The 23,455-nt window shown below is 68.6% G+C and carries 20 protein-coding genes; 15 read left to right on the forward strand and 5 right to left on the reverse strand.

Features of this window, described 5'->3' with window-relative positions:
• Positions 1–4: 4 nt before the first annotated feature.
• The 4 genes from HCC78_RS12510 to HCC78_RS12525 form a co-directional block, all read right to left on the reverse strand.
• Positions 5–1,495 carry a UxaA family hydrolase gene (locus HCC78_RS12510; RefSeq protein WP_172329112.1) on the reverse strand — a complete coding sequence of 497 codons (1,491 nt, stop codon included), beginning with the start codon at positions 1,493–1,495 and terminating at the stop codon, positions 5–7.
• Positions 1,496–1,562: 67 nt separating this feature from the next.
• Entirely contained in the window at positions 1,563–3,191 is a 1,629-nt protein-coding gene (locus HCC78_RS12515) for a TRAP transporter large permease subunit (RefSeq protein WP_216671134.1), read from the reverse strand.
• Between the two features lies 1 nt (position 3,192).
• On the reverse strand, positions 3,193–4,002 hold the full coding sequence (locus HCC78_RS12520) for a TRAP transporter small permease subunit (protein WP_172329113.1): 810 nt from the start codon (positions 4,000–4,002) through the stop codon (positions 3,193–3,195).
• Between the two features lie 61 nt (positions 4,003–4,063).
• Positions 4,064–5,080, reverse strand: coding sequence for a TRAP transporter substrate-binding protein (locus HCC78_RS12525; RefSeq protein ID WP_172329114.1), 1,017 nt, complete (start codon positions 5,078–5,080; stop codon positions 4,064–4,066).
• A gap of 184 nt (positions 5,081–5,264) precedes the next feature.
• Here HCC78_RS12525 and HCC78_RS12530 point away from each other — a divergent pair, with 184 nt between their 5' ends.
• The 11 genes from HCC78_RS12530 (at position 5,265) to HCC78_RS12580 (ending at position 17,282) form a co-directional block, all read left to right on the forward strand.
• A complete protein-coding gene (locus tag HCC78_RS12530; protein ID WP_172329115.1) occupies positions 5,265–5,927 on the forward strand; it encodes a GntR family transcriptional regulator in 663 nt (220 codons plus the stop codon).
• 45 nt (positions 5,928–5,972) lie between these two features.
• Entirely contained in the window at positions 5,973–6,818 is an 846-nt protein-coding gene (locus HCC78_RS12535) for a fumarylacetoacetate hydrolase family protein (protein WP_172329116.1), read from the forward strand.
• 434 nt (positions 6,819–7,252) lie between these two features.
• Complete coding sequence (locus tag HCC78_RS12540; RefSeq protein ID WP_172329117.1) at positions 7,253–7,699, forward strand: hypothetical protein; 447 nt, start codon at positions 7,253–7,255, stop codon at positions 7,697–7,699.
• Between the two features lie 269 nt (positions 7,700–7,968).
• Positions 7,969–9,114 (forward strand): MHYT domain-containing protein, encoded by a 1,146-nt coding sequence (locus HCC78_RS12545; RefSeq protein WP_172329118.1) that lies wholly within the window; start codon positions 7,969–7,971, stop codon positions 9,112–9,114.
• A 133-nt stretch (positions 9,115–9,247) separates the two neighbouring features.
• Complete coding sequence (locus HCC78_RS12550; RefSeq protein ID WP_172329119.1) at positions 9,248–10,081, forward strand: xanthine dehydrogenase family protein subunit M; 834 nt, start codon at positions 9,248–9,250, stop codon at positions 10,079–10,081.
• A gap of 13 nt (positions 10,082–10,094) precedes the next feature.
• Positions 10,095–10,589: a (2Fe-2S)-binding protein gene (locus HCC78_RS12555; RefSeq protein WP_172329120.1), complete on the forward strand. Its 495-nt coding sequence runs from the start codon at positions 10,095–10,097 to the stop codon at positions 10,587–10,589.
• The gene (locus HCC78_RS12560; RefSeq protein ID WP_172329121.1) at positions 10,586–13,006 is read left to right on the forward strand and encodes an aerobic carbon-monoxide dehydrogenase large subunit; all 2,421 of its coding nucleotides are present in this window, start codon (positions 10,586–10,588) and stop codon (positions 13,004–13,006) included. Before HCC78_RS12555 ends, HCC78_RS12560 begins: the two co-directional genes overlap by 4 nt.
• 3 nt (positions 13,007–13,009) lie before the next feature.
• Positions 13,010–13,870: a MoxR family ATPase gene (locus HCC78_RS12565; RefSeq protein ID WP_172329122.1), complete on the forward strand. Its 861-nt coding sequence runs from the start codon at positions 13,010–13,012 to the stop codon at positions 13,868–13,870.
• Positions 13,870–15,042: a VWA domain-containing protein gene (locus HCC78_RS12570; RefSeq protein ID WP_172329123.1), complete on the forward strand. Its 1,173-nt coding sequence runs from the start codon at positions 13,870–13,872 to the stop codon at positions 15,040–15,042. Before HCC78_RS12565 ends, HCC78_RS12570 begins: the two co-directional genes overlap by 1 nt.
• A gap of 12 nt (positions 15,043–15,054) precedes the next feature.
• On the forward strand, positions 15,055–15,867 hold the full coding sequence (locus HCC78_RS12575) for an XdhC family protein (RefSeq protein WP_172329124.1): 813 nt from the start codon (positions 15,055–15,057) through the stop codon (positions 15,865–15,867).
• Between the two features lie 95 nt (positions 15,868–15,962).
• Positions 15,963–17,282, forward strand: coding sequence for an SIP domain-containing protein (locus HCC78_RS12580; protein ID WP_172329125.1), 1,320 nt, complete (start codon positions 15,963–15,965; stop codon positions 17,280–17,282).
• Between the two features lie 765 nt (positions 17,283–18,047).
• Here HCC78_RS12580 and HCC78_RS12585 read toward each other — a convergent pair.
• The gene (locus HCC78_RS12585; RefSeq protein ID WP_172329126.1) at positions 18,048–18,809 is read right to left on the reverse strand and encodes a DeoR/GlpR family DNA-binding transcription regulator; all 762 of its coding nucleotides are present in this window, start codon (positions 18,807–18,809) and stop codon (positions 18,048–18,050) included.
• A gap of 275 nt (positions 18,810–19,084) precedes the next feature.
• Between HCC78_RS12585 and hisN the strand changes: the two genes are divergently transcribed.
• The 4 genes from hisN to HCC78_RS12605 are packed head-to-tail and all read left to right on the forward strand — an operon-like array spanning position 19,085 to position 23,454.
• Positions 19,085–19,876, forward strand: coding sequence for a histidinol-phosphatase (gene hisN, locus HCC78_RS12590; RefSeq protein WP_172329127.1), 792 nt, complete (start codon positions 19,085–19,087; stop codon positions 19,874–19,876).
• A 43-nt stretch (positions 19,877–19,919) separates the two neighbouring features.
• A complete protein-coding gene (locus tag HCC78_RS12595; protein ID WP_371743825.1) occupies positions 19,920–21,500 on the forward strand; it encodes an ABC transporter substrate-binding protein in 1,581 nt (526 codons plus the stop codon).
• Positions 21,501–21,559: 59 nt separating this feature from the next.
• A complete protein-coding gene (locus tag HCC78_RS12600; RefSeq protein WP_172329128.1) occupies positions 21,560–22,540 on the forward strand; it encodes an ABC transporter permease in 981 nt (326 codons plus the stop codon).
• The gene (locus HCC78_RS12605) at positions 22,540–23,454 is read left to right on the forward strand and encodes an ABC transporter permease (protein WP_172329129.1); all 915 of its coding nucleotides are present in this window, start codon (positions 22,540–22,542) and stop codon (positions 23,452–23,454) included. The genes HCC78_RS12600 and HCC78_RS12605 overlap by 1 nt, the downstream gene beginning before the upstream one ends.
• Position 23,455: the final 1 nt, after the last annotated feature.

Here is a 23,455-nt window from a genome sequence, read left to right on the forward strand (position 1 = left end):
TCCCTCACATCACCGCGCCGACCATCCAGGGCACGAACTCGTAATCGCCCAGGCCCTGCGCCTCGGATTTCGACATCTCGCCCGAAGCCACGCGCAGCCACATCTCGTAGATTTCCCGGCCGACCTCCTCGACCGAGGCGCCCTCGGTCAGGATCCGTCCGGCATTGACGTCCATGTCGCCGGTCATCCGCCGGTACATCTCGGTATTGGACGCGATCTTCACCGTCGGCGACGGCTTCGAGCCGAAGGCCGAACCGCGGCCGGTGGTGAAGCAGACCAGGTTGCAGCCGCCGGCGATCTGCCCCGTCACCGAGGCCGGATCGTAGCCCGGGCTGTCCATGAATGCGAAGCCCTTCGCCGTCACCGGCTCGGCATACTTGTAGACCCCGGTCAGCGGCGTCGTCCCGCCCTTGGCGGCGGCGCCCAGCGACTTCTCCAAGATGGTCGTCAGACCGCCCTTCTTGTTGCCGGGGCTGGGGTTGTTGTCCATGTTCCCGCCCGCCCGGGAGGTATAGTCCTGCCACCATTCGATCAATCCGATCAGGCGGCGGCCCACGCCCTCGTCGACGGCACGCGCGGTCAGGAGGTGCTCGGCGCCGTAGATCTCCGGCGTCTCGGCCAGAACGCCGGTGCCGCCCTGCGCGACCAGCAGGTCGCAGGCATGGCCGACGGCCGGGTTGGCGGTGATCCCCGACCAGGCATCCGAGCCGCCGCATTGCAGCGCGACGGTCAGCTCGGAGGCCGGGCATTCCTCGCGCCGCGCCTTGTCGACCTCGGGCAGCATCGCCTCGACCATCTCGATGCCGTGCCGGATGGTGTTCTGCAGCCCGCCTTCCTCCTGGATCGTCATCACCTGGAATTGCGGGCCGGGGGTTATGCCGTAGGCCTCGAGCAGCCAGCCGATCTGCATGCTCTCGCAGCCCAGCCCCGCCATCAGCACGCCGCCGACATTGGGATTGCGGGCATAGCCCCAGAGCACGCGCTGCAGGAATTCGAAGCCGGTGCCGTCGCCGCCCATGGCGCAGCCGGTGCCGTGGACGAAGGCCGTGACGCCGTCAACATTGGGATAGGCCGCCAGCCGCTCGGGGGTGAAATGCTCCGCGATCCGGCGCGCGGCCGTGGCCGAGCAGTTCACCGAGGTCAGGATGGCGATGTAGTTGCGCGTCCCGACCTTCCCGTTCGCCCGCCGGTATCCCATGAAGGTGTCGCGCTGTGCCGGCTCCGGTGGAACCCTCAGATTCGAGGCGAAATGATGCGCGTGATCGACATTGCGGAATTCGCAGTTATGGGTGTGGACATGCGCGCCCTGGGCAATGTCTTCCGCCGCATAGCCGATGATCTGGGCATACTTGACCACTGCCTCGCCTTTCGGGATAGCCCGCGCGGCCAGCTTGTGGCCGCGCGGGATCAGCTGGGTAGCCCCCTCCTCGCCCGGCTCCAGCGGACGGATGGCGGTGACGACATTGTCGGCGTCGGACAGGCGGACGGTGCTCATGGGGAAGGGGCTCCGGACAGGGCGGCTGGGGGGTGCAAGGGGGGAGCTCCGTCCCCCCTTGCCTTGGTCACAGGAAGATCGACACCATCGAGGGCCAGACCAGCAGGACGGCAAGCGCGGTCAGCTGGAGCGCGATGAAGGGCAGGAACCCCTTGAAGATGTCGGTCAGAGAAATCTGCGGCGGCGCCACCGATTTCAAGTAGAAGGCCGCGGGGCCGAAGGGCGGCGACAGGAAGCTCACCTGCATGTTCATGCAGAACACCACGCCGAACCAGATCGCCACATGGCTCGGGTTCAGCGAGCCGAAGACGCCGAGCTCTTCCACCGGAAGCTTGAGCACGATCGGAAGGAAGACCGGCATGATCAAGAGGACGATGCCGACCCAGTCCATGAACATGCCCATCACCAGGAAGATCGCCATCATCACCAGGATGATGCCCATCGTGGGCAGGTCGCTGCCGACGATCGCGTTGGCGACATAGGTCGGTCCGCCCGCCAGGGTGTAGGCCGCCGCCAGCGCGGCCGCGCCGATCGTCACCCAGATGATCGTGCCGGTCGAGCGCAGCGTGCGCAGCAGGCTGTCCCAGACGATCTCGAAGGTCATCTCGCGCCGCACCAGCCCGATCACGAATACCGCGACCACGCCCATGCCGGCCGCCTCGGTGATCCCGGTGATGCCGCCGTAGATCGACCCCAGCACCACGCCGATGACGATGATCGGCGAGACCAGGCCCTTGCCCATCTCCCAGCCCTGCGCCGTCCGCGCGCGGCCGACGACGAAGAACATCAGCACCGCCGCCAGCGCCACGAAGCCGCCGATCCAGGGCAGGTCGGAGACCATGCCGAGGAAGATCGGGTCGACCCCCTCGCGGATCGCGTTGGCGCCGGTGACGGTGAAGAACAGCGCGCGCAGGAACAGCACGCCGCCGATCCAGATGCCCAGGCGGCAGAGGAAGCCGAGGAACATCAGCCCCTTCTCGCTGCCTTTCGGCGCGGACGGATCCTCCGGCGGCAGCGGCGCCATCTCCGGGTTCAGCCGGGTGCGCACCAGGATGTAGATCACGAAGAACGAGGCCAGCATGAAACCCGGCAGGAAGGACGCGGTGAACAGCGCCTTGATCGAGGTCTCGGTGATCAGCCCGTAGAAGATCAGCACGATCGAGGGCGGGATCATCGTCCCCAGGCTGCCGCTCGCGCAGATCGTGCCGATGGCGAGGTTCTGGTTGTAGCCCAGGCGGAGCATCTGCGGCAGCGCGATCAGGCCCAGCAGGACCACCTCGCCGCCGATGATGCCCGACATGGCGGCCATGATGACGGCCATGATCGAGGTGACGATGGCGATCCCGCCGCGGGTGCGGGACAGCCAGACATTCAGCGACGAATACATGTCCCGCGCGATGCCCGACCTTTCCAGCAGCGCCGCCATGAAGATGAACAGCGGTATCGATATCAGCACGTAGTTCGTCATCTGCCGGTAGATCGCCTGGCCCAGCACCGCGAAGGGGCCGCGGCCGAAATTGGCGAAGAGCAGCTCGGGACCGAACTTCATGATCAGCGTCGCCACCGCGAGGAAGGCCGAGGCGAAGCCCAGCGGCATGCCGAGCGCGAGCAGGACGAACATCATGCCGAGGACGATCAGCGACAGCGTGCCGACATCGGTCACCTTCATCCAGGCGAAGAGGTGCAGGAACTCCATCTCAGTCTTCCTTTAGGGTGCGGCGGATGTTCTCGATCTCCGCCTCGTCGATGTCGTCCATGGGCGAATGGTGCTCGGGCGCCTTGTGCCAGTCGGCCACCAGGTTCGACACGGCCTGCACCGCCACCAGCACGATGTTGATCAGGATGGCGGCCTTCACCGTGGAGGGAATGGGCGGATCCCAGGCGGTGCCGAAGGTCTCCATCCGCGCCAGCTTGGTCACCACCTCGTTCCAGCCGCCCCAGACCATGCAGAGCGCGAAGAAGCAGACCAGCACCACCGACAGCACGTCGGACGCCTTGCGCGCCCAGTGGGGCAGCAGGTCGTAGATGACGAAGATGCGGATGTGGGTGCGCTGCTGCATGGCATAGAGCCCGGCCAGCAGGAACACGAAGCCCGCGATCCAGAGGCTCAGCTCGTTGGCCCAGAGCGTCGGCTTCTCGAAGACGTAGCGCGCCACGACCTCGTAGGACATCGCGACCACGATGCCGACGATGCCGATCATCGCGACGCGGGCGCAGACCAGCGACAGGATGTCGAAGGGACCGGTCGGCGGCGTCTCCAGAGGCGCCACCGTGTCCGAAAGCCAGGCCGCGCCCAGAAGCACGGCCGCGAGGAGCGACCAGAGCATCAGAAGCACGGAAAGCCGGCCCGCCGGGCGCAGCATGTCGTACATGCCGATGGGCTCGGCGGCGGTGAATTGCTGCAGGATCAGCCACAGGAAGGTGAGGCCCGCGATCCCGCAGGCGGCAAGCGCGCCGAGACCGACCGGCCGCCGCAGGGGACCGAGCCAGATGCTTTGCTGCGTCATGGCAGTTGAACTCCACATGCGGCAGGAGGGGACGGCCCCCTCCCGCCGGGGAAAGCCGGGATCAGTTCGCGATCAGGCCGAGCTGGGCGAGGTAGGCCTTGTGGCTCTCGACCAGCTCCTTGGCCTCGGGCGATTTCTCGGCCCAGACATCCCAGGCCGCCTGCGCCGCCTTGCGGAAGGTCGCGCGGTCCTCGGTCGACCAGTCATGCAGCGTCACGCCCTGCTCGGTCAGCCGCGCCGACGCCTCGGCATTGGCCTTCTCGAAATACAGCGCCGAGCGCAGGGCCAGCTTCTCCATCGCCACCTCGATGATGCGGCGCTGCTGGTCGGTCAGCCCGTCCCAGACCATCTTGTTGCAGGCCAGGTGGTCCGAGGGCATCGAGTGGAAGCCCGGATAGGTGGCATGCTTGGCGAGGTCGAAAAGGCCGATCGACTCGTCGTTGGCCAGGCCCGAATAGTCGGTGCCCTCGATGATCCCGGTTTCCATCGCGGTGAAGACCTCGGTGAAGTCCATCACGATCGGCGAGGCGCCCAGGTTCGCGAAGATCTCGGTCTCCATGCCGGGCGGCGAGCGGAATTTCCAGTCCTTCAGATCTTCCGGCCCGGCGATCGGGGTCGAGGAGACCAGCGATTCCTGGCCGTAGACCCACCAGCCGATCAGCTGCATGCCGAATTCGTTGTAGAGGTTCTGGGCCTTCTCCATCCCGCCGCCGTAATACAGCCAGCTCAGCTGCTGGTAGGGCGTGTCGTAGCCGCCCATGATGTCGCCAACGAACTGGAAGGCCGGGTTCTTGCCGGTCTGGTAGGCGCCGCCGGTCATGTCGCAGTCGATGATCCCGTTGGCCGCCGCGTCGAAGGTCTCCACCGTCGCCACCACCGAGGAGGCGTAGAACATCTCGATGTCGATCGCGCCGCCCGACATGGTCTCCACGTCGTCGACGAACTGGGTGGCAAGCTGGCCCGAGGTCTGTTCGGGGTTGTAATGCGTCTGGATGCGCAGCGTCACTTCCTGGGCTTGGGCCGCTCCGGCCACCAAGAGCGCAAGCGCGGTGCTTCCGAGAATCCTGGACAGGGTCATGTGGTCTTCCTCCCGAGCGGCCTGGCGCCGCCTTAGATTTTTTCGGCGGACCTCCTCGCCCGCCGGAATGGTATACCATTCTGGAGGCACGCTAGCGCGGCGGCGCTCGACAATCAACTCTTTTTGGTATACCAAAGTTGAAAGGCCGTCCGGCGGCACGCGCAGGGCGAGGAAAGACAGGGACATGACGGACAAGACGCTGCCCGAGAAGATCGCGGACCAGATCCGGCGGGACATCCTCAGGGGGCGCTTTGCCCCGGGCTCGCCGCTGAAGGAGCGCGAGACGGCGCTGGAAATGGACGTGTCCCGCACCCCGATGCGCGAAGCGATTCGCATCCTCTCGAAGGAAGGGCTGGTGATTCTGCGCCCCGCGCGCAGCCCGGTCATCGCCGATCCCTCGCTGCAGGACATCGCCGACGCGATCGACGTTCTGCGCGCGCTGGAGCTGCTCTCGGGCGAGCTGGCCTGCCGCCGCGCCAGCGACGGAGACCTGGCGCGGATTGCCGCCATGCAGGAGAAGATGGCCGCCGAATACGACACGCTCGACACCGTCGACCTGTTCGAGATCGACATGGGCTTCCACACCGCCATCGTGGAGGCCGCGCACAACCCGGCGCTGCTGGGCACCTACCGCGCCTACCTGGAGCGGCTCTGGCGCGCGCGCTACCTTTCGGCCAGCCAGCGGCGCAGCCGCGACCGGGTGCTGCGCCAGCACGGCGACATCGTCGAGGGGCTGGTCGCGCGTGACCCGGACAAGGTGGCCGCCGCGATGCGCGCCCATCTCGAGGCGCTGGAGGACAACATCCGCGCCAAGTACGAACAGGACGCATCCGAAGACGCGTCCTGACGCCCATCCACCAAACAGTGACGATCATTCCAAGGGAGGACCCCCATGAAACTTCTGCGCTTCGGCCCCGAGGGCCAGGAACGGACCGGCATTCTCGACGCGGACGGCAATGTCCGCGATCTTTCCGGCGCGGTTCCGGTGCTGGCAGGCGCGGCCGTCTCGCTGGAGGCGCTGGAGGCGATCCGCGCGCTCGACATCGCGGCCCTGCCCGTCGTCGAGGCGCCCGGCCGCATCGGCTCCTGCCTCGCATCGGTGCCGAATTTCTGGTGCATCGGCCTCAACTACGCCAAGCACGCCGCCGAATCCGGCCTCGCCGTGCCCGAGCATCCGGTGGTGTTCAACAAGGCGACCTCCTGCCTCTCGGGCCCATATGACGACGTGATCATCCCACGCAACTCCGTGAAGTCCGACTGGGAAGTGGAGCTGGGCGTGATCATCGGCAAGGACACGCTCTATGTCTCCGAGGAGGACGCGCTGTCGCATGTCGCAGGCTACTGCACGATCAACGACCTCTCCGAGCGGACCTTCCAGATCGAGCGCTCCGGCCAGTGGGTCAAGGGCAAGTCGGCGCCGACCTTCGGGCCGATCGGTCCGTATTTCGTCACTGCCGACGAGGTGCCGGATCCTCAGGCGCTGCGCGTCTCGCTCGACCTGAACGGCGAGACCGTGCAGGACGAGTCGACCTCCGACATGATCTTCACCGTCGCGCAGATCGTGTCCCACCTGTCGCAGTTCATGAAGCTGGTGCCGGGCGACATCATCTCCACCGGCACGCCCTCGGGCGTCGGCATGGGGATGAAGCCGCAGCGCTTCCTCAAGCCCGGCGACGTGATGGAGATCGAGGTCCACGGCCTCGGCCGCCAGCGCCAGACCGCCGTCGCCGCCGGCTGACGGCCGCCGCGGCACTGGTGCCGCATTGCCATTTCGCGGGACTTTCCGGCACGTTGCCGGACGGTCCCGGTCCGCCCGGGCAAAAGATCGGGACCGCGGAAGAGCAGAAATGCGCAAGGTCTTCATCCATGCCCGGGCACCGAGGACCGGAACGTCCTACCTTCAGTGCCTCTTCGCCCGGCATGCGGATCGGATGCGGGGGAACGGCCTGGTCCACCCCTGGGTTCCGGTGCAGGACCGGCGCGCAAGGGCATCGTGACCGGCGGGAACGGCGTGGTGATCGCGCGCCATCTCAGCCCCTCGATGATGCCAAGGGACATGGACCGGGAGGAGATAATGGACGGGTTTCGCGCGGAATTCGCCGCGCATCCCGGCAGCAGCCTGCTCTGTTCGGCAGAAGCCATCCATTTCGGCGGCGCACAGCGCTCGGCGCGATGCGCTCGGCAGGGCTGGAGCCGCATGCCATCCTCGCGATGCGCGACTGCGGGGAATGCGCGCGCTCCGCCTATGGCCAGCCCGTCAAGCGGCAGAGCGCCGCGCAGGAGTTCCGCACGTTCCTCGGGGACTGCCCCCCCAACTGCCCGGTCCGGCTGCGGGCGCTCGACCGGCATTTCGGTCCGGACCGGTTGCATCTGGTGCATTGCGGCAGGAACCTCGACCGGCTGGCCGGGCTGTTCTTCCGCGGCCTTCCGGGGCTCGGGTGCATGCCGCAGGTCCGGGCCAGAGCCAACCGCTCGCTGACCGCCCGGGAGATCGAGCTGCAGCGCGTCATGAACGCAGCCTATCCGCTGGAGCAGCGCGCGAGGCCCGCGACCTTCGCAAGCGACGCGCTGCTGGCCGCCGACCGGCCGCCCCGAGGACTTCGCCATCACCGCCGATGAAGCCCCCATCCTCGAGGACCGCTCCGGCGCCGAGGCAGCGCGCATCAATGCCCGTCCCGACAGCCCCGGCCTCCGCGTCTGCCCGGAGATCGGGCCGGACCGCGCGCCGGTCGAGATCGGCGATTTCGAGACCGGCGTCATGTCCTTGCTGGCCCGGCTGGCCGCCGCCGTCAGCCGATCCGGCCCTCCCTCCGCGTCAGGGCAGGCTGTCCGGAATTGCGCCGCCGGATTTCTTTGCTAGGCTGCCCCTGCCGGGAGGAGCGCCTAGGTTGCTGGAATTCACTCACAATCCATGGATGGTTGTGGCCTCTTTTGCCGTTGCCCTGTCCGCGGGCTTCAGCGGGCTGTCGCTGCTGCGCGGCGCCTCGCGCCTGCCGGTGAGCCAGCGCAAGCTGCTGGTCGCCGTGGCCGCCATCGTGCTGGGCGGCGGCATCTGGTCGATGCATTTCGTGGCGATGCTCGGCCTGCAGCTGCCCGCGCTCTTTTACTATGACGGGCTGACCACGCTGGTCTCGGCGCTGGCGGCCATCCTCATGGTGGGGCTGGCGCTGCTGGTGCTGCATTTCGGGCGGCGCTGCCCGGCGAACCTCACCCTGGCGGGCTGCATCATGGGCACGGGGATCGCGGGGATGCACTATATCGGCATGCTCGGCATGGAACTCTGCGCGCCGGTCTTCAGCCCGTCCGGCGTGGCCGTCGCGCTGGCGGCGGCGCTGGCGCTGTCGACCCTGGCGGTCCGCGCCGCCTACGGATCGCGCAGCCGCCTGCATATCCTGGCCGGAACGCTGTGCTTCGCCGCGGCGGTCGTCTCGATGCATTTCATCGCCATGGCCGGCACGCAGTTCCGGCTCGCCGATGCCACGCAGACGGCCGGGCCCGTGCTCGGCAACGCGGTGCTGGCCATGGTGGTCGCGCTCTCCTCCTTCATCATCAGCGGACTCGCGCTGCTCAGCGGCGTGTCCTTCTTGGCTCCGGGTTCCGACTCCGCTGCGGCGCCAGACATGGAGGACACAGCCCCGCAGGCGCCCGCAGCCCCGCAGCCATCCGCCGCGCCGCAGCCGCTGCCCGAACCGCCCGCGTCGTCTCTGCCGGTGCCCTACGAGCGCGAGGGCAGCACCCATTTCGCCGCCTCCGCCGAAATCGCGGCGATCCGCGCCGAGGGCCATTACACGCTGCTCTATGCCGGCAAGGAGCGCCATCTCTGCCCCTGGTCGATCACCGAGGCCGGACGGCGGCTGGAGCCGCACCGCTTCATCCGCGTGCACCGCTCCTACCTGGTCAATCCCGCCTTCGTCAGCGAGTTCCAGCGCACCAAGGACACCGGCGTCTGCTTCTTCCGCAACACCGAGTCCCTGGCCAAGGCGCCGGTCAGCCGCTCGCGGCTTTCCCAGGTGCGCGAGGCACTTGGCGTCTGAACCGCAGTTCGTGCGGGCCATTCGCATTTCGTGCAGAACCCGCCGGCATTCGCGACCGCCCGTTTGGCGCCGCCCCCGCCCTGTCCGACAGTCCGCCCGAGGCATCGGGGAGGATGCCGCAGGGAGGAACACCATGATACCAGCCGGGTTCGAGTATCACCGGCCTGCCGATCTGGCAGCGGCCATCGGCATCCTGCAGCAGCATGGCGACGAGGCGCGGGTGGTCGCGGGCGGGCACAGCCTGATTCCGATGATGAAGCTGCGCATGGCCGAGCTTGGCCATCTTGTCGACCTGCGCGACATCGGCGAGCTGCGGGGCATCGGCATCGCCGGCGGGACCGCCGAGATCGGCGCCATGACCACCCAGCACGAGCTGATCGGCCATGGCGGGCTGGCCAGCGCGCTGCCGGTGCTGCGCGAGGCGGCGCTGCAGATCGCCGATCCCCAGGTGCGCTATCTCGGCACGATCGGCGGCAATGTCGCCAACGGCGATCCGGGCAACGACATGCCCGCGGTGATGCAGTGCCTCGGCGCCCGCTTCCGGCTCTGCGGACCCGAGGGCGAGCGCGAGGTCGCGGCGCGGGACTTCTACGAGGCTGCCTTCTTCACTGCCCGCGCCGAGGAGGAGATCCTGTCGCGGATCCTGATCCCGCTCCCGCCCGAGGGCACCGGACAGGCCTATGTGAAGCAGAAGCGCAAGATCGGCGACTACGCGACCGCCGCGGCCGCCGTCATTGCCGGGCGCGACAGCGCCTCGGTGGCGATGACCAACCTCTCGGACACCCCCGTCTGGTCGGCGGAGGCAGGCGCCGCGCTGGCCGCGGGCCATGTCGAGGGCTGCGTCGAGGCGATGCTGGCCGCGATCGACCCGCAGGAGGACATGCGCGGGCCGATCCCCTTCAAGAAACACGTCGCCGCGGTGGTGCTGCGCCGCGCCATCGGCGCCGCACTGGCGCGCCGGGCCTGAGGAGGAGGCAGAGATGGACAAGATCCCCGTCACGTTCACCCTGAACGGCGAGACCGTCGAAGGCCTCGCCGAGCCGCGGATGCTGCTGATCCACTTCCTGCGCGAGACGCTGGGCGTCACCGGCCCGCATATCGGCTGCGAGACCAGCCATTGCGGCGCCTGCACCGTCGACATGGACGGCCGCTCGGTCAAGTCCTGCACCCTCTTCGCGGTGCAGGCCTCCGGGTCCGAGATCGTCACGGTCGAGGGCCTGGCCAACCCCGACGGCACGCTGGGCGTCATCCAGGAGATGTTCCGAGAACATCACGGGCTGCAATGCGGCTTCTGCACGCCGGGGATGATCACCCGGGCCTGGCGGCTCCTGCAGGAGACCCCGAACCCCAGCGAGGAGCAGGTCCGCTTCGGCATGGCCGGGAACCTCTGCCGCTGCACCGGCTACCAGAACATCGTCAAGGCGGTGCTCGCCTCGGCGGCCGAGCTGAACGCAGCGAAGGAGGCCGCGGAATGAAGGACGATGCAACCGCCCCCGCAGACCGCAGCGCCGGGCTGAAGGGCCTGGGCTGCTCGCGCAAGCGCGTCGAGGATGTCCGCTTCACGCAGGGCCGCGGCAATTACGTCGACGACATCAAGCTCAAGGGCATGCTGTCGGGCGATTTCGTCCGGTCTCCCTATGCCCATGCGCGGGTCGTTTCGGTGGACAAGGATGCCGCGCTGGCCGTGCCGGGCGTTCTGGCCGTGCTGACCGCGCAGGATCTCGAGCCGCTGGGACTGCACTGGATGCCGACTCTGGCGGGCGACCGGCAGATGGTGCTGGCCGACGGCAAGGTGCTGTTCCAGGGCCAGGAGGTCGCCTTCGTCGTCGCCACCGACCGCTATGCCGCCGCCGACGGCGTGGCTGCGGTCGAGGTCGAGTACGAGGAGCTGCCGGTCGTCACCGATCCGTTCCGCGCGCTCGATCCCGACGCGCCGGTGCTGCGCGAGGATCTGGAAGGCAAGACCGAGGGCGCGCACGGGGCCCGGCGCCACCACAACCACATCTTCACCTGGGAGGCCGGCGACCGCGAGGCGACCGAGGCGGTGCTGGGCGAGGCCGAGGTCGTGGCCGAGGAGATGATCCACTACCACCGCACCCATCCGATGCCGCTGGAGACCTGCGGCTGCGTCGCCTCGATGGACAAGGTCACCGGCAAGCTGACCGTCTGGGGCACTTTCCAGGCGCCGCATGCGGTGCGCACCGTCGCCTCGCTGATCTCGGGCATCGCCGAGCACAACATCCGCATCGTCAGCCCCGATATCGGCGGCGGCTTCGGCAACAAGGTCGGCGTCTATCCCGGCTATGTCTGCTCGATCGTCGCCTCGATCGTCACCGGCAGGCCGGTAAAATGGGTGGAAAGCCGGATGGACAACCTGATGTCCACGGCCTTCGCCCGCGACTACTGGATGAAGGGCCGGATCGCCGCCACGAAGGACGGCAAGATCACCGGGCTGCGCTGCCATGTCACCGCCGACCATGGCGGCTTCGACGCCTGCGCCGACCCGACCAAGTTCCCGGCCGGCTTCATGAACATCTGCACCGGCTCCTACGACATCCCGGTCGCCTATCTGGAGGTCGACGGCGTCTATACCAACAAGGCGCCGGGCGGCGTGGCCTACCGCTGCTCCTTCCGCGTGACCGAGGCCGCCTATTTCATCGAGCGGATGATCGAGGTGCTGGCCATCAAGCTGGGCATGGACGCCGCCGAACTCAGGCGCATCAACTTCATCCGCGCCGACCAGTTTCCCTACCAGTCGGCTCTGGGATGGGAATACGACAGCGGCGATTACCACCGGGCCTGGGACAAGGCGCTGGAGGCGGTCGGCTACGACGCGCTGCGGGCCGAGCAGGCGCAGAGGCTGGAAGACTTCCGGGCCGGGAAGACCCGCAAGCTGATCGGCATCGGGCTGACGCATTTCACCGAGATCGTCGGCGCCGGCCCGGTGAAGAACTGCGACATCCTCGGCCTCGGCATGTTCGACAGCTGCGAGATCCGCATCCATCCCACCGGCTCGGCCATCGCGCGGCTCGGCACGATCAGCCAGGGACAGGGCCACGCCACCACCTTCGCCCAGATCATCGCCAGCGAGATCGGCATTCCCGCCGACGACATCACGCTGGAGGAAGGCGATACCGACACCGCGCCCTATGGCCTCGGCACTTACGGGTCCCGCTCCACCCCGGTGGCGGGGGCGGCCACGGCGATGGCGGCGCGCAAGATCCGCGCCAAGGCGCAGATGATCGCGGCCTACCTGCTGGAAGTGCATGACGACGACGTCGAATTCGACATCGACCGCTTTGCCGTGAAGGGCGCGCCGGAGCGGTTCAAGACGATGAAGGAGATCGCCTTCGCCGCCTACAACCAGGCCATTCCGGGGATCGAGCCGGGGCTGGAGGCGGTCAGCTACTACGACCCGCCCAACATGACCTATCCTTTCGGCGCCTATATCTGCGTGATGGAGATCGACGTCGATACCGGCGACCATGACATCCGCAGCTTCTACGCGCTCGACGATTGCGGCACGCGGATCAACCCGATGATCATCGAGGGACAGGTCCATGGCGGCGCGACCGAGGGCTATGCGATCGCGATGGGACAGGAAATCGCCTATGATGCGATGGGCAACCACAAGACGGCAACGCTGATGGATTTCTTCGTGCCGACCTCGTGGGAAACGCCGCACTATACGACCGACTTCACCGTCACCCCCAGCCCGCATCACCCCATCGGGGCGAAGGGCGTGGGCGAAAGCCCCAATGTCGGCTCGGTGCCCTGCTTCTCCAACGCGGTGCATGACGCGTTCCGGCCCTTCGGGCTGGTGCACAGCCACATGCCGCATGACCAGTGGCGGGTCTGGAAGATCGCCCATGATCTCGGGCTGCACGGCTAGGCGATGGCGGGGGACCCCGGCACGCTGAAGGCCGCGCTTGCGGCATCGGGCTACGTCGCGGGCGACGCGCTGGCGATGGCGCTGCACCTGGCGCTGTCGCTCGGGCGGCCCCTGCTGGTCGAGGGACCGGCGGGGGTGGGCAAGACCGAAGTCGCGAAGGCGCTGGCCGCGCATCTGGACGCGCGCCTGATCCGGCTGCAATGCTACGAGGGGCTGGATGCGTCGCACGCGATCTACGAATGGAACTACCAGCGGCAGCTCTTGGCAATCCGGGCGGAAGGCATGGCCGAGGCCGACCTCTTCTCCGAGCGGTTCCTGCTGAAGCGGCCGCTCCTGGAGGCGATCACCCAGGACGCGCCGCCGGTGCTGCTGATCGACGAGATCGACCGCGCCGACGAGGAGTTCGAGGCCTACCTGCTGGAGATCCTGTCGGATTTCCAGATCACCATTCCGGAGATGGGGACCATCGCGGCCACGGCCCGCCCGGTGGTGATCCTGACCGCCAACGGCACGCGGGACCTGTCGGACGCGCTGCGCCGCCGCTGCCTCTACTGCCATCTCGATTACCCGGATACGGAAACCGAGCTCGCCATCCTCGCGGCACGCGCGCCCGGGCTGGAGCCCCGGCTGGCCCGGCAGATCGTCGGCACGGTGCAGGCGCTCCGGCGCGAGGATCTGGAGAAGGCGCCGGGCATTGCCGAGATGCTGGACTGGGCCGCCGCGCTCTCGGGGCTGGGCATCAACGATCTCGCGGCCGACCGGACGGCGGTCCAGGCGACCTTGGCCTGCCTGCTGAAGACAGCAGCCGACCGCGATGCCATGCCGCCCGAGGTGATGGACCGGCTGATCGGCAGGGTGGCGTGATGCGGGCGACGCGCTTCCCCGCCCGCGCCTCCGGTCCTGCCGAGCGGCTCTCGGGCTTTCTCGCGCATCTGCGGATGAACGGGCTGGCCCCCTGCCCCTTGCCCGAGGCCCTGGCCGCGCTGGCCGCGGTGAAGGCCGCCGATCCCGCCGAGGCGCGGCTGGCGCTGAAGGTCGCGGCGGCGGGGGATGCCGAGGCATGGGAGAGGTTCGACGATCTCTTCGATGCCTTCTGGTTCAATGCCGGGATGACCCGGACAGGCACGCAGAGCGCCCATGTCCAGGTGCAAACCGCGCGGCCCCGGCTCTGGCAGGGGCACCTCGATGAGGGCGACGGCCACGAAAGCGGGGGCCAGCCCGAAGCGGATGACGGCGGCGGAGAGGCCGAGGGCGCCGAGGGCCGGCTGATCGCCACGCGCCGGGACAGCCTGATGCGCCGCGACCTGCGCGAGCTGATGGACGAGGCGACCCGCCGCGAGGCCGAACGCACCGCCGAGGCCATCGCGCGGGCCATCCGCGACCGCCGCTCGCGGCGGCGGCGGCAGGCGTTGCGCGGGGCCCTGCCCGACCTGCGCCGCACGATCCGCGCAAGCCTGGCCCGCGGCGGCGAGCCGATCGACCTCTTCCGCCGCGCCCGCCCCGACCGGCCTGCGCGGATCGTGGCGCTCTGCGATGTCTCGGGCTCGATGCAGCCCTATGCACGGCCTTTCCTCGCCTTCCTCAAGGGTCTCGCGGATGCCGACACTGCCACCGACGCCTACCTGTTCCACACCCGCCTGATCCGCGTCACCGCCGCGCTGCGCGACCGCGACAGGCTGCGCGCGGCCGGACGGCTGAGCCTGATGGCGCAGGGCTTCGGCGGCGGCACCGATATCGGCGCCGCACTGGAGGCCTTCGCCGGAACCTGCGGCGCGAAGGCGCTGACCCGCCGCTCTGCCGTGCTGATCCTGTCGGACGGCTACTGCACCGGCGCGCCGGAGCGTCTGGCCGCGGCGCTCGCGCGGATCCGCCGCCGCGCCGGGCGGATCATCTGGCTGAACCCGCTCTTGGGCTGGCAGGGCTACGCGCCCGTCGCGGCGGCGATGGCGGCCGCCCTGCCCCATCTGGATGCGCATCTGCCTGCCAACACGCTCGCGGCGCTGGCCGCGCTCGAACCAGACCTCGCCCGGCTCTGAAAGGGAGGACCCATGGAAACCTTCGGCATCTTCGACGAGATCGACCGCCAGCGCCGCTCCGGCCGCCCGTTCTGCATCGCAACCGTCGTGCGCACGGCCGATGTCACCTCGGCAAAGGCCGGCGCCAAGGCGGTGGTGACGGCGGAGGCCGAGATCCTCGGCCATCTCGGCGGCGCCTGCGTGACCCGCGCCGTGTTGCGCGCCGCAGCGGAGGCGCTGGCCGCCGGAGAGGCGCGGCTGATCCGGGTGAAGCCCTCCGAGACCGTGGTCGCGCTGACCGACGCCGACGGCGCGCAGCTGTTCAAGAGCGGCTGCCCTTCGGGCGGCACGGTCGACCTGCTGATCGAACCCTACGAACTGCCGCCGGTGGTCGCCGTGTTCGGCGCCACGCCGGTGGCGCGGGCGATCGCGGCGCAGGCGCGTCTCCTGGGCTTCCGGACGGCCCTGTCCGAAGGCACGGAGGGGCCGCCGGATGCGCTGCGCTTTCCCGGCGCGGATGTCTCGGCCCTGCCGCTGGGACCGCGCGACTTCGCCGTGGTGGCCAGCCAGGGCGTGCAGGATCTCGCCTGCCTGCGCGCGGCGCTCGGCAGCCCCGCGGGCCGCGTCTCGATGATCGCCTCGCGCCGCAAGGCGGCGGCGCTGGCGGCGAAGCTTGCCGCGGCCGGGCTCGACCCCGCGCGGATCGCACAGCTCAAGTCGCCGGCCGGGCTGGATATCGGGGCGGTCGATCCGAGGGAAATCGCGCTGTCCGTACTGGCTGAGATCGTCGCCTGGAGCAGGGCCGCGCGCCACCCGGACCGGCAGCAGAGCGGCAGCCGCGCCTAGACCGGCCCCGGCCGTTCCCGCCGCAGGCTTCTTTCGATATATCGTTTACAACGATATATCTTGACTTTCGTTATATCTATTCTTAACTCCGCTGCATGAGACACGGAGACAAACGCGGACCGGCCGCGCAGGACCCAGGCCGGAAAGAGCGCGGACGCGGAAAGGGACGCCATGGCAGGCGCGCCTTCGACAATGGCACGCTGCGCCTGCTGATCCTGCAGATGATCGGCGAGCAGCCGCGCCACGGCTACGAGATCATGACGGAGCTGGAGGCCCGCACCGCCGGCGCCTACCGGCCCAGCCCGGGGGTGCTCTACCCGAACCTCTCCGCGCTGGAAGAGGACGGGCTGATCGCCTGCGCGGCCGATGGCGGGCGGCGCAAGCTGTGCAGCATCACCCCGCTCGGGCAGCAGCACCTGAAGCTCAACGCCGCCGCGCTGGAGGCACGGGCCGCCCATGACAGCCGCGGCGGCGGGCACCGCTTCCGCCGCGGCGCACCGCCGGAAATCGTCGCGGCGATGGACCGGCTGAAAGCGGCGCTGCGCCACAGCTTCCTGGATGCAGCCCCTGCAGAGCAGGCCATCCGCAGCGCGGCGACGGCGATCGCCGCCGCTGCCGAAACCATCGAGGGACTGGACACATCCCCCGTTTCCGCCCCCGCAGAGGACACCGACATGACCCAGATCATCACCCGCCACCGCCACGAGCTCCGCCGCCGCGAGCTGACCGTCCGCGAGGCCGCCGACCTGACGCCCAACATGCGCCGCATCGTGCTGGAAGGCCCTGAGCTGGACGATTTTTCCAGCCTCGGCTTCGATGACCACATCAAGCTGTTCTTCGACACGGGCGCCGGGAAGCCCGAGATGCGCGATTACACCCCCCGGGCCTTCGGCGGAGGCCGCCTGACCGTCGATTTCGCGATGCACGAGGCCGGTCCGGCGACGGACTGGGCCCGCGACGCTGCTGCCGGCGACACGCTCCGGATCGGCGGGCCGCGCGGCTCGCAGGTGATCGCGCCGGTCTTCGACTGGTACCTGCTGGTCGGCGACGAAACGGCGCTGCCGGCGATCGGCCGCCGGGTGGAGGAGCTGCCTGCAGGCGTCACCGCCGTGACCCTCGCCGCGGTCACCGGCCCGGAAGAGGAGCAGGCTTGGGACAGCCCGGCGGCGCAGCAGACGCACTGGGTGCACCGCCCGGCCGGAGCAGCAGCCGATCCGGCGCCGTTGCTGGACGCGCTTTGGGCGCTGGATCTGCCCGACGGCAAGGGCTTCGCCTGGATCGCGGCCGAGGCTGGGGTGGCGCGGGCGCTGAAACAGCACATGCTGCAGGATCGCGGCCATCCGGGCGAATGGCTGAAGGCGGCCGGCTATTGGACCGCCGGGCAGGCCGATGCCAGCGACAAGGCGCTCGACTGAGCGCCGCGCGGCGGTCCCTGCCCCTGCGCAAACGGACCGCCGCCCGCGTGCCTTCGGGCATTCTCCAGTCCACGGGATGAGGACCGCGGGGATGTTCCCCGCGTCTCCGGCCGACGGCCGGAACGGATTTCAAGGCAAGCGGGCGGCCTCTGCCGCTCCGGCAGTACGGCGGGCACTAGCCATCCGGCGACTCCCGGCATGCAGCGCCCGGCCAAACGGGCATGCCCAACAGCCGCTCAGCGAGATCCCGCACCGCCATCGGGCATCTCCGACATTGCGATTTCCGCCGAGAAATCCGGGATTTCTTCCTGCAACTTCGGTACGCGCGGGGGCGCGAGACAGGCGGCAAAGGCTGCAGGCCCTCCGGCTCAGAGCCGAATCTGCGCCCGCCCCGGCGCCGGCCCGCACCCCCGATCCCGGCTCTGTCCGCAGGCGGCGGGCCCACGGGGCGGCTCGCTTGCGTGGCCGGCATTCCGATCGCGCGCCGGGCGCGGTGGCCCAGCCGCAAGTCTGTGAGCGACGCCAAAAGCTTCCGGCAGCGCCCTGAAACTCCGCAGCCCCCGGCAGACGCGCGCGGCCATGCCACGCGAATGACAGGCTCCGCGGCCTGCAAGACCTTCGGGACTGCTCCAGCGACCCGCGGATGCCGGGAACTGCCGCCCCGGACGCGCCGCGCGATGCGACCCCTCTGCCGCCTCGGCCCGGTCGACAGTCCGGCCCCGGCCGGGAAGACGTCGCGCGGCGGTACTGGCGCCTCCGGGCGGCCTAGTCCGGACCGATCTCGGCGTAATGGGTGGTGCCGCGCGGCAGGTCGAAGGGTTCGGCAAGGGCGTCGGTGACCAGATGGTCGATCTCGTCGAGCCGGCAGATCGAGACGCGGCTCTCGGTGTCGAGCTTCTCGGAATGGCACAGCATGATGCAGGCGGCCGAGCAGCGGATCATCGCGCGCGCTACCTCGGCCTCGTGCAGCTCGTAATCGGTCGGGCCGCGCTGGCGGTCGACCGCCACCGGCGAGATCACCGCGAAATCGGCGCGGAAGCGGTCGATCTCGGACAGGGTCAGCTCGCCATGCACCGCCGGGACGTCGGCATGCGGCCGCCCGCCCAGCAGCAGCGTGTCGCAATCGGCGCCCTTGGTCATGATCGTGGCGATCTCCAGGGAGTTCGTGATCACGCGGACATTGCCGCGCGCCGCCAGCGCGCTGGCGAAGGCCGAAGTCGTGGTGCCGGCATCGACGAAGCAGGTGGCGCCCGCCGGGATCAGCTCCAGCGCCCGCCGCCCAATCGCGCGCTTCTGCGCGGAGAATTGCGAGGCACGCGCCGCGAAGGCGGGCTCGGGCTCCATCGCCGCCGAGCCGACCGCGCCGCCATGGACCCGCTGCAGCAGCCCCGCCTCCTCCATCTCCAGGAGATCGCGCCGCACCGTTTCGCGCGAGACGCTGAACCGCGCGGCCAGACCGTTCGCCGAGACTTTCCCGTCCTGGCCGATCAGCGCGAGAATCTGCGCCTGGCGTTCATGTGACCACATGGGGCTCTCCTTCTGTCCCGTCTTCCTTGCGGGGACAGGAGGGGAAAGTCCACATCGCATGTGTCATTGCGTGGAGATTCTAGCCTGACCTGGCACGCAACCTGCACATCTGCGTGGGGATCCGCCCAGATTCGTGGCATTTTGGGGAATTTTGCGCATATTAATTGGGCAGTGCGTGCTTTTTCGTGGATTTAGGTGTGCTTTCGCGTGTTTTATGCTGCCACAGCCACCGATCCGGACGAAAGATTCCCCAAAAGCGCAGGATATGACACACAATGACAACATCTCCGGAGATCGATCTGGCCGCCGACGTGGCCGACGGCGCCCGCAGGATGGCGCTGAGCTACTTCCGGCGCCCGCTGGCGGTTGACGACAAGGCCGACAGCTCGCCCGTGACGGTCGCCGACCGCGAGATCGAGGCCTACATGCGCGCCCGCATCGCCGAGACCTTCCCCGGCCACGGCATCTTCGGCGAGGAACAGGATCCCGAGCGGCTCGAGGCCTCCGAGATCTGGGTGGTGGATCCGATCGACGGCACGAAGTCCTTCGTCACCGGCCATCCGCTCTTCGGCAACCTGATGGCGCTGCTGAAGGGCGGCCGCCCGGTGCTGGGCCAGATCGAGATGCCCGCACTCGGCGAGCGCTGGCAGGGCGCGGCCGGGCAGCCGACGCTGTTCAACGGCGCCCCCTGCCGCACCAGCAGCTGCACCGAGCTGTCCGCCGCGCTGGCCTACACGACCGACCCCATGCTGTTCGAGGGCGACGACCTCAAGGTCTACGACCTGCTGCGCCGCTCGGTGCGGCTGCTGCGCTTCGGCGGCGACTGCTACAACTACGGGCTGCTGGCCTCGGGCCATTGCGACCTGGTGCTGGAGATCGGCCTGCAGCCCTATGACTACCTGCCGCTGGTGCAGGTGATCGAGGGCGCGGGCGGCGTGATCACCGACTGGGACGGCCAGCCGCTGGGGCTGGACTCGCGCGGCGACGTGCTGGCCTCGGCCACGCCCGAACTTCACGGCAAGATGCTGGACCGGCTGGCGCAGACCCGCGCCGCCGTGCCCGCCTGACACGACACCAAGCAAGAAAACAGTTCCCGACAGGAGAGTTAAAGTGCTGAACAGACGGTCCTTCCTGAACTATGCCGGCATGGCGGGCGCGGGCGTCCTCATGAACCGCGTCAATCCCGACTTCTTCATCGGCACCGCGCGCGCCGACGTGACCAAGCCGATGACTTTCCTGTCGGCCGAGAACATCACCGGCAACTGGGACCCGACCGCGCATACCACGCTGTCCCAGACCACCATCCAGGGCTTCGTCATGGGCTACCTGGCGCGCGCGCCGATGCGTCCCGAGGACCCGCAGGCGATGGAAATGGAGCTGGCCACCGAGCTGAACCTGCTCGACGCCCACCGCTTCGAGATCAAGCTGCGCGAAGGCATCACCTTCCATGACGGCAAGCCCTTCACCGCCGAGGACGTCAAGGCGACCTTCGAATACGGCGCCCAGCCCGACCGTCCGGCCCAGTGGTATCCCGGCCCGACCGACAGCTTCGAGGTGACGACCCCCGACGATTACACGGTGATCGTCGACACGACGAAGGGCGGCTACGGCGCCCATATGTTCTACTTCCTGACCGCCTATCTGCCGATCATGTCCGCCAAGGACATTGCCGAAGGCCCGAAGGGCGCGCTGACCCAGCGGCTGAACGGCACCGGCCCGTTCAAGTTCGTCGAACAGCGCGGCAACGACACCGTCATGGAAGCCAACCCGACCTACTGGAAAGGCGATGTCACCGTGCCGGGCGTGGTCTATTCCTTCGTCGGCGACGCCACCACGCGGATGCTGTCGCTGCTGAACGGCCAGGCCGACGTGATCGAGCGGCTGGAACCCGAACAGCTGGAGACGCTGGTCGGCAATGACGAGATCAAGCTGTCGAAGCTGGTCTCGGTCGAGAACAAGTACCTGTGGTTCCGCTGCTCGAAGCCGCCCTTCGACAACCCGCTGGTGCGCAAGGCCGCGGCCCATGCCATCGACCGCGAGCTGCTGCTCGAGGTGCTGGGCGATGCCGGCGCGCCGAACTCGAACTTCATCTCGCCGATCAAGTTCGGCTATGTCGAGCTCGACAACTACCCGGAATACGACCCGGAGGAATGCCAGCGCCTGCTGGCCGAGGCGGGCTATCCGAACGGCGAGGGCCTGCCGGAGCTGGAATACATCACCTCCACCGGCTTCTACCCGAAGACCAAGGAATACGGCGAGGTGATCACCGCGCTGCTGCAGGAGCAGGGCTTCCCGGTGACGCTGAACGTCATGGAAGTCGCGGCCTGGAACGAGCGGCTCTACGACCGTCCCGGCGGCGGCCCGGGCCACATGATCGACTGCGGCTGGATGGCCGGCTCGCCCGAGCCCGACCTGGTGCTGCGCACGCATTTCCACTCCTCGTCGAAGCGGATCTGCGGCATCGTCGATCCCGAGATCGACGCGGCGCTGGATGCGGAGCGCAACGCGCCCTCGCTCGAGGCCCGCAAGGAGGTCCTGGCCACCAACCTGATGCCGCTTCTGGCGGACAAGGTGCCGGCCCTGTCGCTCTTCACCTCGGTGATGATCCACGCGATGCGTTCCGAGTATGACGGGCTCTTCATCTATGCCGACGGCCTGATGGACGCCTCCAAGGTGACCTCCGCCGCCTGACCCCGCGACAGGGGCGGCCTCCGGGCCGCCCCGCAGCCCCTGCCCCGGAAGGGACCGCCATGTTCATCCTCCGTTTCCTGCTGCGCCGGCTTGCCCAGGGCGCGCTGATCATCTTCCTCGTCTCCGCGCTGATCTTCACCCTGCTGCGCGTCGTGCCCGGCGACCCCGTGCGGCTGATGGCCGGCGGCATGGCCCCCGAGGCGCTGATCGAGCAGATCGCCACGGACATGGGCCTGCGCGACCCGATCCCCGTGCAGTTCACCCGCTACATGTCCGGCGTCGTCCAGGGCGACCTGGGCCAGTCCTTCGTCCGCCCGGCCAACGGCGCCGCGGTCGGCGGGGCAAGCTTCGACGACAGCACCCGCTCGGCCCGCGCCGAGGTCTGGGACCTGATCGCCGAGACCGCGCCCAAGACCATCCAGCTCGCCTGCCTCGCCATGGTCTTCGCGCTGATGATCGCCATCCCGATCGGCGTCTGGGGCGGGCTACATCCCGGCGGCTGGCCCGACCGCATAGCGCTCTACTGCTCGTCCGTCTTCGTCTCGCTGCCGAACTTCTGGCTCGGCATCATGCTGGCGCTGCTCCTGTCGGTGAAGCTGAAGCTGCTTCCGGCCATCGGCTATGGCGGCTTCGCCTGGACGATCCTGCCCGCGCTGGTGCTGGCCATCGAGATCGCGCCCTTCATCATCCGCTCGCTGACCGTGTCGGTGGCGCAGATCATGGGCCAGAACTTCATCGACATCGCCGGCGTCCGCGGGCTCAGCCGCAACCAGATCATCTTCCGCCACGGCGCCAAGAACGCGGCCGTGCCGCTCCTGAACCTCCTCGGCGTGCAGTTCTCGATGCTGCTGGGCGGCGTGCTCGTGGTCGAGTTCATCTTCGACTATCCGGGACTCGGCCTCCTGACCATCAACGCCGTGATGCAGCGCGACTTCCCGCTGATCCAGGGCATCGCCATCGTCACCGCGGCGGCCTTCGTCCTGATCAACATCGTCGTCGACCTCCTGTCCACCCTGATCGATCCGAGGCTCGAATACTGATGACCAGCATCGACACCATGGCAGCGCCGAAGCTTTCCAAGGCCGAGAGCCGCTCCATCTCCTCGCGCATCTGGCGGATGGCCTTCGCCTCCACGGAATTCAAGATCGGCCTCGCGGTCTTCGCGATCCTGATGCTTGCCGCGGCGCTGTATCCCGAACTGTCGGGCATCGACCCGACCAAGATGAACATCCGCGCCAAGATGACGCCGCCGCTCTTCATGGGCGAGGGCTGGGACTGGGCGCATCCGCTGGGCACCGACCAGCTGGGCCGCGACATGCTGGCCCGCGTGCTGGTGGGCCTGCGCTACTCGATCCTGATCGGCGTCACGACCACCGTGCTGATGCTGGCCGTCGGCGCGCTGATCGGGCTGGTTGCGGGCTATTACGGCAAGTCCGTCGACACCGTGCTGATGCGCCTGACCGACGCGCAGCTGTCGATCCCGATGATCATCCTCGCGATCACCATCCTCGGCGTGTCGCGGCCCACCATCCCCTCGATCATCATCGTCCTCGGCCTGGCCGGCTGGCCGGTCTATGCCCGGGTCATGCGCTCGACCATCATGGCGGAGCGCAAGAAGGAATACGTCCGCGGCGCGATGGTGCTGGGCGCCACGGATTTCCGGATCATGGTCCTGCTGCTGCTGCCGCTGGTGCTGCCGCCGATGGCCTTCGTCGCCGTGCTCGATGTCGCCCGGATGATGATCTTCGAAAGCGTGCTGGGCTTCCTCGGCCTCGGCGTGCAGCCGCCGACCCCGACCTTCGGCAACATCATCGCCGACGGCCGCAAGTACCTGCTGAATGCCTGGTGGGTCGCCACCATGCCCGGCGTCTTCCTCTGCCTGACGCTGACCAGCATCAACCTGATGGGCGCCTCGCTGGAGCGGGCCCGCAACAAAGTCTACGGAGGGGCGTGAG

This window comes from Mangrovicoccus sp. HB161399 (assembly GCF_013184745.1).
Lineage (GTDB): Bacteria > Pseudomonadota > Alphaproteobacteria > Rhodobacterales > Rhodobacteraceae > Mangrovicoccus.